Here is a 14,510-nt window from a genome sequence, read left to right as displayed (position 1 = left end):
AAACCCTTGATTTTATTGGTGCGGCTGCAGGGCTCGAACGCGCCGCCCGATTTCCCGACACAGCGCAGGCAGCGCCACTATGGATTCAAAGATCCATCGCGCAGGCAGCCCAATGAGGCCCGCCACATCAGCTCGATTCGGTCTGTGCAACTTGCGCAATTTGCTCCTTCAGCCATTGCAGACCAGACATGTGTTGTTGTTGACGGTGCCATATCAAGCTGACCTGCACCGCAGGCGTTTCGAAAGGAAGCTCCGCGAGCTGCAAGCCATAGTTGTGCACGAAATGCCTGGCCAAGTGCCAGGGCACGGTACCCAGCAAATCGGTGCTGGCGACGATGGCTGGAATGGTCAGGTAGTGCGGAACTTGCAACTGCACATGGCGCTGCACTTTGGCCGAGCCCAGGACGATCTCGAGCGGACTGCCGCGGCCGGCTCGCGGCAAGAGCGAGACGTGCTGTGCGGCCAGATACGCCGTCTTGTCGAGGCCTTCCCTGAATGCAGGGTGGCCCGGTCGGCCGATAACTGCGAGGCGCTCTTCGTGAATCGGTTGGTAGAGCAAATCGGCGTCGTCGAAGTACAGGTAATCAATCGCCAAGTCCAGATCTCCGCTGGCCAGTCGCTGCGGGATCAGGGCACCTTCGTCCGACAGTACCTGCAGCTTCACCTGCGGCGCCAGCGCCATCAGCCGGGTCATCAGGCTCGGTAACAGCCGTAGCTGCCCATAGTCATTCATCGACAGTCGGAAGGTTCGCTCCGTGTCCGGCTGAAAACTCTCTTGAACGGCAAGCCCTGCCTGCAGCAAGCGCAGGGCTTGCCGTACCGGCACGTGCAGCGTCATCGCCCCGGCAGTGGGCTCGAGTCCCTTAGCGGTACGGCGGAAAAGAGGTTGCCCCAGTTGCTCGCGCAGACGACTGAGCGCATTGCTCACCGCCGGCTGGCTCTTGTGCAGTCGCTCGGCCGCGCGTGACAGGTTGCGCTCCTGCATCAGCATGTCGAACACGAAGAGGAGATTGAGATCAATCTGCTGCAAATTCTGATTCATCAATAATTCTCATCATCAATATCCATTGGAATGAAAATGATCGCACCAATAGACTACAACACCAAGCGACCTACTGGCGCCAGACGTCAGAAAGGTCCGCGGGGGCTTGGCGGAACTGGCCACGTATCGCGAGCCCGACAGCGCAACAGTCTTTGAGAGCCGATCATGTCTTTTGATACCCAAACCTTCCGGAAGAAATACCGGGCGAACATTTCGCCTTACTACAACCCCTGGCTGCATGCTGGCTTCGTTCTTGTTTTCGGCGTGACCTTGATCCTCTTCTTGCTGAACAAGTTGGACCACGTCAGCGCGGTGGAGTGGCTAACTGTGCCGGCCACCTTAATTTTCTACAGCAGTGGCGAGTACCGCACCCATAAGGGTCTCGGGCACAACAAGAAGCGATTCGCGAAGGCGTTCTACCAGCGCCACACGGGCGACCATCATAGTTTTTTCGCAGATGACCAGATGCGCTACGAGTTCGCCAAGGACTGGCGGGTGATTCTGTTCCCGGCATGGCTGATCGTTGTCTACAGCATTGGCGCGCTGCTCGCTTGGTCGATCATCGGCCTGGTCAATGCGAACGTCGCTGCGCTGTTTGCCGCCACGCTACTGGGCGGCTATCTCAGCTACGAGATCTTTCATGCCTGCGAGCACCTCCCGCCGCAGAATCCGATCTGTCGCCTGCCGTGGATTCGCCACATGCGGCGGTTGCATGAGTTGCATCACCGCCGTGACCTGATGCAGACCAAGAACTTCGCCGTAGTGTTTCCACTGTGGGACTGGATCTATGGAACCCTTCATTGGGAGCCCGAAGAAGCAAGCGAGAGCCTGGTCCCCACCGTCAAGATGCAGCATTCCATTGATATCGCCCGGACGCCAAGCCAGGTACTGGCCTACGTGAGTACTCCGCTTCGTTGGCACGAGTGGCATCCTTACCACGTAGCGATCACCGGGCAGGGAGGGTCGCTGCCGGTTGGGAGCCACTTTGCGTACGTCGGCGGCCGTGCAGGCAAGTTGCAGTGGGAAGTCGTGGAAAGTCTTCCGGATCGGCTCTGGCGAACCCGGGCCCGTGGCAACCGGGGTCTTGAGATGTTCGTCACGTATGAGTGCATCGGCACAGCCACTGGCACGCGCTTCGTGCGGACGCTGGAGTATCGGTTTTCCAGTGTGGTGGCCCGCATGGCTGATCGGCTGGTTTTGCGTAAGCGAATTGAGCGCGACTCTGTTGCCTTGCTTCACAAGCTGCGCAGCGTCTCCGAGAGTGTTCTTCCCGCGGCAGAAACGGATTGTGCTTCCAAACAGGCGACATGAAGGGCATGGGGGCATGCAGGCTCCACCGCGCGTGTCAGGCTGCAATGGAGCAATGGCCAGACGGAGGGTCATGTCAACAGGCTCAAGCTCCTCAAGCGCCAAATGTATGGCCGCGCCAATATCGAGCTTCTGCGGCTGCGGGTTGTTACGTCCCGCGCAATCTGAGGTTTGGGGAGGGCCGTTTATCCCGCGAACGGCTGGGGCGATTTTCTGAACATCTCCGCAATCAGCGCGAGACGCAACGGACATAAGGAAGGCCAGTACTGCTCTGATATCGTGCGATGTTTTCCAGGCGCCACACGACAACCAGAACAGACTGGCCTATGCATCGCATTGTATTTGCGTTTCTCACGCTCGAACAACATCTTCTCGCTATCCGTTGGAGAGCGTGCAAAGGTTGGGGAGGACACCAAGAAAGTGCCGCTTAGGCACCGCGCCGGTTGTATGTGAACTAGGCTGATCGGTATCGCAACGGTGGGAGCAAGCCATGCGGTTGATCATCGAAGCCAGGTTGGCGGACGAGGGCAGCGATATTGGCCATGCCGGTGAGGGCGTTTTGGCAGTGATCGAGCGCCGTGACGGTAGTCTTGCGGATCTGGGCCTGACCCTCGCGGAGGGCCGCTCGCTGTTGGCCAAGGTTCAGACCGAGCTGGTTTCGAAACAAGTCGCGGGATGGCTTTCGGGCCAGACTCATTGCAGGAGTTGCGGGGCGGCTTTGAGCCACAAGGACCAGCGCTCGACGGTGGTGCGCACGGTGTATGGCAAGGTGATGGTGAACAGTCCGAGGCTGTGGTCGTGTGCTTGCCAACGGACTGTGCCGACGCCACGATCCGTGATCCATCCCTTGTCTAAAGCGCTGACTAATCGCGCCACGCCAGAGCTGGAATACCTCCAGGCGAAGTGGGCAAGCCATCTGCCATATCGGCAGGCCACGGCGATGCTGAAGGAAATACTGCCTCTGGACAAGGGCATTTCGTTCAGCGGCACTCGAAATCGGATTCGTGCTATCGGAAAGCAACTCGACGCTGACATCGAGCGTGATATTGCGAAGCTGCCCCCTTTCGACGGAGGCGTCCAGGTTCGCGAATCCAGCCATGTCGCGACCGTGAGCGTTGACTCGGCGTGGTTGCGGCATTGCGACTCGGTGAGGGGCCTTGGCCGACATGTCAACCTCATCGCTGGACGAGCGACGTTCACCGACAGGCCGCCAAAGTTCTATGCCTATGTGCACCGGGAAGTTACCTCGGCAGTAGCGCGGCTGGATCAATTTCTCACTCGAAACGGTGTGGCGACCGACGAGCGCGTTACCGTGATCAGCGACGACGCCGGTGAATTTGAGAAGACCATCCGGGGCAGTCAGCTCGCACGCGGCAGGATTCTCGATTGGTTCCACATCGCTATGAAGTTCAAAGCGGCGCAGCGTTCCGTGTTCGGCAGTAAGGTTATCGATTCACTGGAACGAGAGTCGATAGAGACCGAAATCACGCACGCCAAGTGGCTCGCGTGGCATGGCAAGGGCCGCAAAGCGTTGGAGCGCATCAAGGCATTGGACGCGCAGCTCCTGACCAGAGCGGGGTATGAATTCAGTACGCTGTGGTGGAATCTAGATAAGGTCTGCGGGTACCTGCGGAGCAACGCGTCTACGTTGGTCAACTATGGCGCCCGGCATCGAAAGGGCTTGCCCATCGTAAGCGCCAGTTTCGGCACACCTTGAGTGCGACGAGCGTATTCAGGCAGGATGCGGCGGGGCGGCTTTCGGCGGGGCGAAGCTGAACGGCAACAGGTCGCTGATGTCGGCGTCTGGCGTTCGCTGTGGCAACTCTGTGAGCACGTGGAGCAGATAGGCATATGGCTCGACGTCACAGGCCCGGCACGTCAGCATCAGGCTATAGATCATGGCGCTTGCCTTGGCGCCGGCCACGGTGTCTGCGAAGAGCCATGCCTTTCGATTATGGAAGCCCTTCCATAATCGAAATTATCGTAAGTTCGCAATTATGGAAGCTTCGCGGGAGCTATATCGAACGAACACGCGTCGATCCATGCCGCGGCCCTGCATTTGCTGGGCTACGGCATCGATGCGGATGCATGTCCCGCCGCGCGTCAGCTATCGACTGCCGATAACTAAAGCGCCTGTGCGTCGGGACGGCGACAACTTCCAGGCCCGGATTTTCTGGCGCAAGGCCGTTTGCCTGCTTGACCCTAACAGCCCCGTCATTCGCGTGGGTTTCGAATCCGGTCCCAAAGGCTTCGACGACGTATGGGTGGAATATGACCCCAGCCGTGCACCAAATGACCCAGAAGGAAAACCAATCCTGCGGGAGTACACGCAATGCAAGTGGCACGTTTCGGTAAGCGACTTCGGACATAGCGACCTCATAGATCCCGAGTGGATCAACGCCAATCGTTTTTCCTTTCTTCAGCGGGCCCGAAATGCTCAGCACGCCCACGCGAAAGACGGGATCGGGGTCCGATTCAAATTGCTAACCAACTGGCGGATCGCGCAGACCGACCCGCTCCGACCCCTTATCCATCAGCGTCACAAAGCCATTCGCCTGGAGCAGTTGTTTGGCACGAAGACCGATGCGTCGGCGACAGGCCGGATCCGGAAACTGTGGCGGGAACATCTGGGCATCGACGATGCCGAATTGCGTCTACTGGCCCGCACGCTTTCGCTCGACACCGACTCCACATCGCTGGATGACCTCCGCGAACTGTTGGACATGCACTTCGAGAACCGGGGACTGCTTCGCATACCGCTGAACGAGAGTAGCTTCCGGTATGACGACATCGTCTTCCAATGGCTCGCCCAGGGTCGCCTCGAGTTCACGCGGGACACCTTTCGGGACGCCTGCCAGCGCGAGAATCTGTTTGCGAAAAGGAACTCTCCAAGGACACTAGTGGGTGTCAAGTCGTTCGAGCACGCGTTCGACCGACTAGAGGAACGATGCAGCACCGTCCTGGACTTGATACCGTATTTCAACGATCGGGCCATTCGCGACCAGCAAGATTGGACCGGCAACCTGTACCCCGCGCTCAAGCGCTTTCTCATTGACGCGGCGCGCGAACCGCAACCGTTACTCCTGGCGCTAGACGCCCACTTGACGCTGGCGTTTGCCGCTGGGTCCGTCGTCAACATCAAGTCTGGACGGCACGTGGAAATCGAGCAGCGTACGATCGACCGGCAAAGCTGGAGCGCGACGGACACTTTCACCAATCCAGACTGGCCGACGTGGAACTTTGAAGTGGAAGACTTGACGTCAGAGTCAGGAGAGATGGCCGTGGCTGTTGCGCTCACCCACGATATTCCCGACGCGGTGCGCGGCTATATTGCCACCGCCTTGCCTGGCGTCAGCAAGCTATTAGTCGCGAAACCGTCGTGCGGATCGGGAGCGCAGTCGGTCGCAAGCGGCAGGCACGCTTTCGAACTCGCCGAAGCCTTGGTTCAGCGCATCAATATGGAGCGGAAGGACGTGAAACCTCCAATGCATATTTTTATTGCGGCGCCCAACGCCTTTACGTTCTTCCTGGGCCAGCGTCAGCCGGGTATGGGACGAACAACCTTGTATGAGTATGACTTCGAGGGCGCGTTTGGCGGCGGCTATCAAGCCTCCCTGACGCTCCCGACCTAGCACGCGCGTCAGGCATTGCCGAATGACTGGGCCGATGTGGCTTTGGTGTGGGACATATCTGGCGAAAGTGATGGCAAAAAGCTACCGAACGGTGAGCCACGTCGATGGCTGGACTGGCCTCCCGCAATACGAGATTCGCGACAACAAGGTCTACCGGGCGGTGTCCCATGTTAGCGGTTGAACTGGCCTGCCTCAGTATGAGATCCGTGGCGATAAGGTGTACCGTACCGTGTCGCATGCAGACAGCTGGAGCGCAGTTCCTCAATATGAAATCCGAGGCAACAAGTTGTATCGCACGTGCTCCCATGCACAGGGTTGGACCGGCTCTGCACAATACGAATTACGCTAGCGCAACCAGCGCGTACGCGGAGTGGCTCACGTCGCATGTACCGTCAGCTTTCTTAGAATCACTCGTATTGGAGCGTGCGGCGGCGTTCCAGCCATTGAAAGCGCCGATCAATGTCCAACGTTGGGTCAGTTGCCGAGAGTTGATCGGGCACTCGGCCTACTGGTCGGTATGCCCTGGAGAAGCTGGCCCGCACAGAATCCATAACAGTTCGAGGCAAGACATCGCTGCCGATCGGGTGACATTCGCTACCTCCGGAACTAGTTTTCGTTCCAGCCTGCCTCCAACGAAAACAAAGTGATGGCGGATACCCGCCAAGGAAGCTCGAAACGCTGCAGCGGCACTGACGCAAAGCCCGGCGAGTTCATGAGAAACGGCCGGACGTCTAAACTGTGCTTCCTTCGGCCACACAGCCTCAAATATCGGCCCGTTGAAGGTCCGACCACGCCCTCTCGGGATCATAAGGGGCGTGCTGGCTTTCCCGCTTTCAAGGTGCTTTCGCTGCTGGCGAGTTGGCGCATGACTCCGACCACCACCGTGCGATGCCCGATTTCAGATTTCTTACGCAGAAATGCGGGGAAGATTCGGCAAAGGCCGAAACGGAGCCAAAGGCATTCCCACGGGCATCCGGAATACTACGACTCCCCGCTCGACAGTCTCCGAGTATTGATGGGCCATGACGACACCTTGTACCAGTTCGATCAGACGATCCCATTTCACAAATCCGGAGGTCGCTGCTTCTCGAATCGCACGATGCATTGTCGCATACGCCAATAGAATTCCTGCTCGGGTCGATGCTCTCGAGTTCTCGTCCCTGGAGAGAAACCATCCCAAATCTCTACTTGGCGACACCTGTTCTACTGCTGAATCAAGCGCGATAACACTATTGGCAGGTTGTTCCACAAAATAGCGTAGCAGCAGGTAGGCCTGTACTCGTGCATCCCCTGTGCTGACTTGTATTCCGTCGCCCTTCCTGAAGACGACAAATTGCTTCAGCGGAACCCTCCCGGAGCTCGCAATACCCGCAGCATAAGAACGCAGAAGCCGCAAAGTGCAGCAATAGACAACGCGTATAAGCTCGTCTTCGCGCCGTCTAATAGTAAACAAAGGCACGAATGACATATTTCCCGCCAAATGTCGTTGCCAGAACAGGGCTACGCCGTTGCATGATGGCCGTTCCAATATCTCCGGAGGCTTTGCCAGCGCACATGCAATCGCAAAGGCACATTCCGCATCCGCGGCCCATATTTCGACGTTGGAGTAGGCGATCCAACTGTCACCGCGAGCGGAGACATCCTCTACCCACTCATTCAACGTAGAGAATGCTTGTCGATATATTTTTACGTGGGTTCGATGTTCGTGGAGGTAGCTTTCGACAAAAACTCCTGGACTAAGGGGCGCCCCCGATAATGCACAGTGACATACCGGACAATGAAGCGCCTCTCTGAAGTTTTCCAAAATACCTATATCGGAGAGAAGGCTACTACACTTCATGCAACGATCATGTATATCAACATTGTGAATCGGGCATCGCGCTAACTTGCTACACTGAAACCAGATCGAGTGATATCCGGACTCCAAACAAACGGGACAAAATCTAAGGCGACTAGTAAAAATGGCGCCCAACAAATTTGAAACCTCCCCAGCCACCAGCGAACGCTCCTCTGGAAACCTAGTACTATTGAAGTTAACTCGCTCTATGACATGGCGGATTCGTTTCAGCTTGCCGAAAAAAGTCTGCGTGCGCGTGGGAAAATTCGGAGCATCGAGTAACCTCATTGCGGCTTGCATGCCAACTGCATTCAGCCAACACAACCGATGAAAATACCCGAATGAAGACTCATTTGGTATCGAATCTAATCCACCACCGCACCAGTGAGCGTCTTTCATGCCTAAGCTTGAGAGCAGTCTGGTCTATCCGTGGCATCCGGTTTTTCATCCCAGGCCGATTTAGCTGCAAACTTAGCGGCACTCTGCCAATCTTCCTTTGGAAACTCGAAGTTTGGGCAATCTTTATCCATACCCTTAAACGCTAAAAACCCAAGAGCATCGAAAATACGCCTCGAAAGCAATTTTCCATTTTGACTTGGTTCTGATATTTTATCGTCTCTTATAAGATGTACCTCCTTCATTGCCTGCCAAAATAAACTGGCTTGATTAGCTAGGCGAAAGCCAGAGGCATATCCGAGTGGAAAACAAAATTCTGTCCATGTTGGTCCAAAATCCGTCGGCCATCTTTTCACGTCGATCACCTCAAGCAGATCTTGCAGCTCTTCCAATCCATATCCGCTGAGTCTCAGCCGATGCCTAAAATACCGATCCAGGCAGCCTATTTGCTGCTCACTGGATAAGGTTCTGAATAATTCACGAATTTTTGGAGACTCGCCACAACAAATCACGACGAAATCAATCCTCACCTCTTCTAATTCATTATGCAGATCTTTGATAAAACCGAAATCTATAGGACGAAGGGCCTGCGCTTCGTCAACCAGCATCACAATTAGCTTCCAATTAGTCTCCAGTGCAGAAGCCACAATGTCATTAATCAATCTCCGACTTAATTCGTATGAATTTCCATCAAGAGCAGCATGATTAACCGTATAAAGCAAATCCCTCACAAATCCACCATGAGAAAATATTTCCCTATTTAAGCCTCTATAAGAGAGTACGTGAATTTCGCTGAGATCTCTTGGTAACCGCTCACGAAGGACATTCATCATGATGGTTTTTCCCTCGCCAGCGATCTCTTCTATGAAAAAACTTTGCCTGAGAAACAATAAAGTTCTGGCGTTGTCATAAAAATTCGATATCGGGAGTGTCCATAATGGTGATTCCGCTCTGCTCTTCTTGGATATAATCGGGTGCTGCAGCATTAATGCTCGAAGATGACCCTCATCCATTTCTTTCTCCACGATCGCACGCAATCATTTCTTATTCCCCGAATCCAGCTTGAATATTCCGCGCGGATTTATATTTGGAAGCAGATCGTTATCACTCCCAACATTATTATTGTGGTTATCTTCTTCGGCCGGCTTTAGGGATGCTGATTTCGAACCAGTAAAGCTATCCCGAGCTACTTTCGCTATCGCAAGCGCAGTTTTTTTTCCGATATTTTCGCCGCTATTTTCGCTCGTTACAAACTCATAATCTACTTTTCCGGATCTAGCATAAATATCGGGGCTCCGGCCTCGGGGCCGTCCCTTTGCTTTTGCGCCTACCAGTTCTCTGACCCGCAATGCACATCGCCAGTTTTCCCATTTTTCCTCACCGTATAGCTTGCCCAAATTCTCGCCAGTTTCCGCGTCACTTGCCCATGCCTCTCTCGCATCGAGACGATTGATGTAGACAAACACTTTTCTTCCTATCATAGAAAAATCAGAAGCGATACGAGGATTTGTATATCGGCAGTATGCCGTATTAATGTACGGCCTACGCGTATGGACGCCCCATTCTCCCCTAACCTCCACCTTTCGTCGGTGCATAAGGAGTCGATCATTTGAATTGATAGATCTTGGTAGAGGCTGTGGAACCCATAGAAGCTCATGCTTATCTACGAATCTTTGCAGAACATTAATTACAGTTGCACCATTAAGTCGATCACCGGTTGAGATAGTATTATGTTCACGGACAACGGCATTCAACATATCGACCACAAAATCAAGGTCGATTCCGTCATTTAAACCGAGCTGTTCGACATCGGGGGGCCGGCGAACATCGTCGGGGCCCGACGCGTATGTGGCCTTCAGGCGATGCTCTCCGCGTTCTTTTGAAACCCCAATGATCCTTTCGACTAACGACCTTCCCCACCAGGCACGTGGGGGGCCGAACTCAATGGCACAACCAAATACATCAATAACGTTATTTACAAAATCATTTGCAATATTGCACCAACCGTTATCCACCCTAAGCAAACTGAATGCTTGCCCTGCCAACTGCGGTATCAACGAGCATATCAAGGTGGGGCCGCGTGCAACAAAATCCATATTGGTGCTACGTACCTCAATGCGAACGTCACCAGAATTCCGTGCGTCTAACACGACAGGCACACTGCTCAACATCGTCTGCAACGCACAATCGGCGCTCGGGTTAACTTCCAGAGAGATATGTGCGCCCAAAATTGCGCTTGTTTTTACCTCGACCAGCAACCCTAGATACCAACGAGATATAGGTATCAAATGCCCTGTACCGTTGGGATCAATCACCCTAACATGAGTGGGAATATCAATAACTGTGTAATCAAGCTCTACGACTGCAAACGGGAGAAGTGGCGATATGAGAGCATTAGGACCCATACCATGTCCTAGATTGTTAGTCGCCTCAGCACCCATTCTGGCTTTTACCGCACGCTCTGATCTTTCATTCTTCAAAGAATGAAGGAAGCGCAAAAGGGATCGTCTACCCTTGTCTTCCGTCAGGAAGGGCCATTCATTCTCTCCAACCCCTTTTGTCCGTAATTCAGAAAGAAACTCGCCATGTATTTCAATATAAGGCTGCGGCCCTAACTGCGGCGAACGGCTATTTTTTGACTTCTTTTGTTTATCCGGCTGCAGAAAGAATTTTTGTATTAAATCTTTCTTGACATCAGGAAACTTTTCGAATAACTGCGCCAGCGCGCCAGCGTAACCACTAGAGCGTTGATCGGCCAATGGATGCTTCGCAATAATGGGTTTCGTTCTGAAGTAAGGCTTAATGCGAAAACTCGGAAGCAACGCATAAAATCCTACAATACACCCCTCCCCTGCTGATGCCACGCATCGTCGGAGCAAGCGCCTCACTTCGTTTGGCGAGAATTTTGTCTGTTCTTGAATCTCACCGTAGGGAATATCGGCAGCATATAACTCAACGGCAAGCTTTCGATTCAGAAACGTTCGACGAGTCGCATCGTCAAGAACGGTGATATCGGGATGGGGCCAGTCGACAAGCTCACCGTGATATTGTTGAATCAACGATCTCCGCGCGCCCCCGCCCATTATTCAACCCGTTCTAGAAGGGAACGTCGGTGAAATGCGCTAGTACGAAGTTCGGTTTTAAGTTTCCCGTTTGCCAAGTAGCGCGCCACACTAGCAAGTAAGTGTGCGGGATCACAATCTTCTAGTGCGAGAACCTCCTGGAGCGTGAAGCTACTTCTGGCGCTAATTAATCCTGGGAGGGCCCTGGGATTCGGGTCTATAGCTCCTCTAACGCGTGTTCGATAGGAACATAGCAACATCCAATTATGGGGCAGCCATTGCGCCATTCGGATTTCGCCTTCGGTCTTGGTTATCCTATTCTTGTGTCGCGTGGGTTCCCCGTTCCTAGAGTGATTGAAGTGCCAACACTCCGTCTTGCCAGACTGATATAAAACATCAACTGTTTGTTTGTATTTTTTTTCAGATTTTTCTTTTGGTGGCCTGGATGGAAGATACGACAGTATTTCAGGATTTCCTTCGGCTAGCAATAAATGCGAAAATGCAACCACGCCGAAAATGCCAAAGCGACGATCATTTTTTGGGGAATCAAAAAAATAGACCGACGCGTGGCCGCGATTTGGATTTCTAACAAATTCAGCCGGGCTCAATCTGTGCTGGTCTGCGGCGTGATACATGATGAGTCACAACGGCGAGTCTTGGAGAATATATGGTAGAAAATTTTGTGAGTAGATAACGGTATCAGTAACCCTATGAAACTGGTTGCATAGTGCGCATAATTTTAATATTTTTTATTATCAGAAAATCGCAAAATTCGCATTTAAACCCAAGGACTTTCCCCAAAAAAATACTTTCGGTTGCGGGGACAATGTGTGGAGTGGAGCGGAATGAACTCCATGAACTGCAGGCGATTACTAGGAGCTCTGAGACAAGAGCGCAGAACCAAGGCTTTCGCCGTTTGCCTGCAAGCTCAAGGGAGGTAGGGGCGGGTAGGCGGCGCTCACACGCCAGCGGAGACATAGGCAGCATGACAACGGCTGCGGTCGCTCCCGAAAAAGACACACAATTACATCTTCGGCGTAGAACCGATAGAATATTTCATCCCCAAAAAAGACGAAAATATGTGTTGAATGCAGCGACAAAGTCTACGTAAGTAGATAATTCTTATCAGATTTTACCCCATCACTTTTCTCGTCGTCTGACTGAACAAGGAAGACAGGAAGAAGCCGCTGAATCCGCCTACTTCACAGAGGCAAGCTCAAGGCCACACCGGCATTTCCTGTCATGTCCTGCAAGGACATTGTGCCAATGGCGCTTTGCGAGATGTATTCGGTGACGCGTTTGCGCGCGAGATTGGTATGCGATGCACCGAGTTGCTCTGCCCGGTCAGCGTCGCGTCGCACAATGGCATCCAGAATCTGGCGATGCTCGTGCTGTCCGCTACTTGTTTCTGCATGGTTCAGATCAGCGCCGGTGGCGTGGATGCAAAACCATCCGAATAGATCTCTCGCAGGTAATCCACAAACACCTGCGACACGCGTGAAGCGTGCGCAGAGTAAGGGCGAATGGCGTACAACCAATCGCCAAATGCCCCAGTCGATCGCCACTGCGGCAACACTTCGACCAGGCGGCCGGTCTCCAGAGCGGATTGGGCGCTGAAGTCCGGAAGCAATGCGATGCCCACCCCTTCGATCGCTGCATCACGCAATGCTTCACTATTGTTCACGGTCAGCGGCCCGGTGACTGGGACGGTTACCGGATCGGCATGCTTCGACCCCGGACTTGCCACCGACGGCACGAACGTCCAGGTAGTCGCCCCTTGCCGCCTCGGATAGTGCAAACAGGCGTGGTCAACCAAGGCTTGCGGCGTTTCGGGAGACCCTCGGGTGCGCAAGTACGCCCTGCTCGCGACCAGAATTGCGCGCGTCGATGACAGCGTCCAGGCGACGTGGGTTTCCGGCGGGGCTGACGTATGTCGGACTGCGATGTCGAAGCCCTCTTGCGCCAGCGGCCGCAGGCGATCCGACATATCCAGTTCCAACTGGATCTGGGGATACTTCCGCAGGAACTCCGGAAGACGAGGCACAAGCTGTTGTCTGGCAAATGCCACGGGAGCGGTCACGCGCAGAAATCCCCTTGGCGCCCCGGCCAGGTCTCGAACATTGGCGTAGCCCGTGGCGATCTGCTCGAAGGCGCCGCGCATCGACTCCACCAGTTGCCGACCAGCATCGGTCAGGCTCGCGCTGCGCGTGGTCCTCTGAACCAGCGCGATGCCGGTTGCCTTTTCAAGGTCGGTAATGTGCTGGCTCATGGACGCCTTGCTGACGCCGAGACGCGCGGCGGCCTTGCTGAAACTGCCTTGCTGCTGCAGAACAACCAGCCAATGCAGGTGTTCCCAGAGTTCTTCGACGTTCTCTTTGCGCATCCCCATGCTCCCTAAACCGCACATATTCGGTCGATATTTCGTAGCCGTAGCATGCCACCGGATCAAATTCCTGAACAGTAAGTTCGGCGCCACCGGACTACCGAGGGCTCAGGGCGGTCCATACACTGCAGGCATCCACAACGCGGAGGACGATTCCTCCCGCCCCGCACTGACAGGAGATGCCCATGACTGCGCCCTATACCAATACGTCCGAGGTCATTCATTTCATTTCCGGCGAGCCGTATGCAGGCAATGGCAAGCGGTCGCAGGCCGTCTTCAATCCCGCCACCGGCGCGGTAGCACGGCAGGTTCGCCTGGGGACCGTCGAAGACGTCGACGCCGCAGTCGCCTCGGCAGTCGCGGCATTTCCCAAGTGGGCAGATACGCCGCCCATTCGACGCGCCCGGGTGATGCTGAAGTTTTTGGAGCTTATGAATCAGCACAAAGACGAGCTTGCGGCGATCATCACCGCCGAGCACGGCAAGGTCCTCAGCGACGCAGCGGGCGAAGTCAGCCGTGGCATCGACATCATCGAATTCGCCTGTGGCGTGCCGCAACTACTGAAGGGCGACTTCACGGATCAGGTGTCGACCGGCATGGATAACTGGACGCTGCGCCAGCCGCTCGGCGTGGTTGCAGGTATCACGCCGTTCAACTTCCCGTGCATGGTCCCGTGCTGGATGTTCCCGGTTGCGATCGCAACGGGCAATTGCTTCATCCTCAAGCCGAGCGAGCGCGATCCCTCCGCATCGCTCTTCATGGCGCGCCTGCTCAAGGAAGCGGGACTGCCCGACGGCGTGTTCAATGTCGTCCAAGGTGACAAGACCGTGGTGGATGCCCTCCTCCATCA

10 protein-coding genes and 2 pseudogenes are annotated in these 14,510 nt (G+C 54.7%); 5 read left to right on the top strand and 7 right to left on the bottom strand.

Annotated elements, in window-relative coordinates:
• Window positions 1-127 precede the first annotated feature (127 nt).
• Window positions 128-1,042, bottom strand: coding sequence for a LysR family transcriptional regulator BsrA (bsrA, locus tag FFS21_RS08060; RefSeq protein ID WP_043355370.1), 915 nt, complete (start codon window positions 1,040-1,042; stop codon window positions 128-130).
• A 165-nt stretch (window positions 1,043-1,207) separates the two neighbouring features.
• Between bsrA and FFS21_RS32875 the strand changes: the two genes are divergently transcribed.
• From FFS21_RS32875 to FFS21_RS08045, 3 genes and pseudogenes are all read left to right on the top strand, one after another.
• On the top strand, window positions 1,208-2,353 hold the full coding sequence (locus tag FFS21_RS32875) for a sterol desaturase/SRPBCC family protein (protein ID WP_043355372.1): 1,146 nt from the start codon (window positions 1,208-1,210) through the stop codon (window positions 2,351-2,353).
• A 42-nt stretch (window positions 2,354-2,395) separates the two neighbouring features.
• Window positions 2,396-2,518 (top strand): annotated as a pseudogene (locus tag FFS21_RS32870) (hypothetical protein); the annotation flags it as partial.
• 322 nt (window positions 2,519-2,840) lie between these two features.
• Entirely contained in the window at window positions 2,841-4,067 is a 1,227-nt protein-coding gene (locus tag FFS21_RS08045; RefSeq protein WP_043355374.1) for a hypothetical protein, read from the top strand.
• A 15-nt stretch (window positions 4,068-4,082) separates the two neighbouring features.
• Here the strand turns inward: FFS21_RS08045 and FFS21_RS08040 are convergent.
• A pseudogene (locus FFS21_RS08040) lies at window positions 4,083-4,301 on the bottom strand (transposase domain-containing protein); the annotation flags it as partial.
• Between FFS21_RS08040 and FFS21_RS08035 the strand changes: the two are divergent.
• Window positions 4,249-5,982, top strand: a complete 1,734-nt coding sequence (locus tag FFS21_RS08035) for an SAVED domain-containing protein (protein ID WP_224039289.1) — start codon at window positions 4,249-4,251, stop codon at window positions 5,980-5,982. The pseudogene FFS21_RS08040 and the gene FFS21_RS08035 sit on opposite strands and share 53 nt — an antisense overlap.
• A 907-nt stretch (window positions 5,983-6,889) precedes the next feature.
• On the opposite strand, the gene FFS21_RS08025 is transcribed toward FFS21_RS08035, so the two are convergent.
• From FFS21_RS08025 to FFS21_RS08005, 5 genes are all read right to left on the bottom strand, one after another.
• A complete protein-coding gene (locus FFS21_RS08025) occupies window positions 6,890-7,642 on the bottom strand; it encodes a hypothetical protein (RefSeq protein ID WP_137924358.1) in 753 nt (250 codons plus the stop codon).
• Window positions 7,643-8,220: 578 nt separating this feature from the next.
• The gene (locus tag FFS21_RS08020) at window positions 8,221-9,228 is read right to left on the bottom strand and encodes an ATP-binding protein (protein ID WP_124684262.1); all 1,008 of its coding nucleotides are present in this window, start codon (window positions 9,226-9,228) and stop codon (window positions 8,221-8,223) included.
• A 24-nt stretch (window positions 9,229-9,252) separates the two neighbouring features.
• Window positions 9,253-11,274, bottom strand: a complete 2,022-nt coding sequence (locus FFS21_RS08015; RefSeq protein WP_124684261.1) for a hypothetical protein — start codon at window positions 11,272-11,274, stop codon at window positions 9,253-9,255.
• 1,205 nt (window positions 11,275-12,479) lie between these two features.
• Window positions 12,480-12,698, bottom strand: coding sequence for an FCD domain-containing protein (locus FFS21_RS32865; RefSeq protein WP_502705157.1), 219 nt, complete (start codon window positions 12,696-12,698; stop codon window positions 12,480-12,482).
• The gene (locus FFS21_RS08005) at window positions 12,695-13,660 is read right to left on the bottom strand and encodes a LysR family transcriptional regulator (RefSeq protein WP_137924394.1); all 966 of its coding nucleotides are present in this window, start codon (window positions 13,658-13,660) and stop codon (window positions 12,695-12,697) included. Before FFS21_RS08005 ends, FFS21_RS32865 begins: the two co-directional genes overlap by 4 nt.
• A gap of 185 nt (window positions 13,661-13,845) precedes the next feature.
• On the opposite strand from FFS21_RS08005, the gene FFS21_RS08000 reads away from it, so the two are divergent.
• The coding region (locus FFS21_RS08000) for an aldehyde dehydrogenase family protein (protein ID WP_137924356.1) at window positions 13,846-14,510 on the top strand (665 nt) is incomplete at its 3' end.

This window comes from Cupriavidus sp. 2SB, from assembly GCF_005503625.1.
In the GTDB taxonomy this organism is placed as follows: Bacteria; Pseudomonadota; Gammaproteobacteria; order Burkholderiales; family Burkholderiaceae; genus Cupriavidus.
This window is presented reverse-complemented; position numbering and strand designations above follow the sequence as displayed.

What these genes read in the sequence shown, in the direction of transcription:
- bsrA (WP_043355370.1), bottom strand. Translation starts at nt 1,042, where the DNA reads ATGAATCAGAATTTGCAGCAGATTGATCTCAATCTCCTCTTCGTGTTC.
- FFS21_RS32875 (WP_043355372.1), top strand. Translation starts at nt 1,208, where the DNA reads ATGTCTTTTGATACCCAAACCTTCCGGAAGAAATACCGGGCGAACATT.
- FFS21_RS08045 (WP_043355374.1), top strand. Translation starts at nt 2,841, where the DNA reads ATGCGGTTGATCATCGAAGCCAGGTTGGCGGACGAGGGCAGCGATATT.
- FFS21_RS08035 (WP_224039289.1), top strand. Translation starts at nt 4,249, where the DNA reads ATGGCGCTTGCCTTGGCGCCGGCCACGGTGTCTGCGAAGAGCCATGCC.
- FFS21_RS08020 (WP_124684262.1), bottom strand. Translation starts at nt 9,228, where the DNA reads ATGGATGAGGGTCATCTTCGAGCATTAATGCTGCAGCACCCGATTATA.
- FFS21_RS08005 (WP_137924394.1), bottom strand. Translation starts at nt 13,660, where the DNA reads ATGCGCAAAGAGAACGTCGAAGAACTCTGGGAACACCTGCATTGGCTG.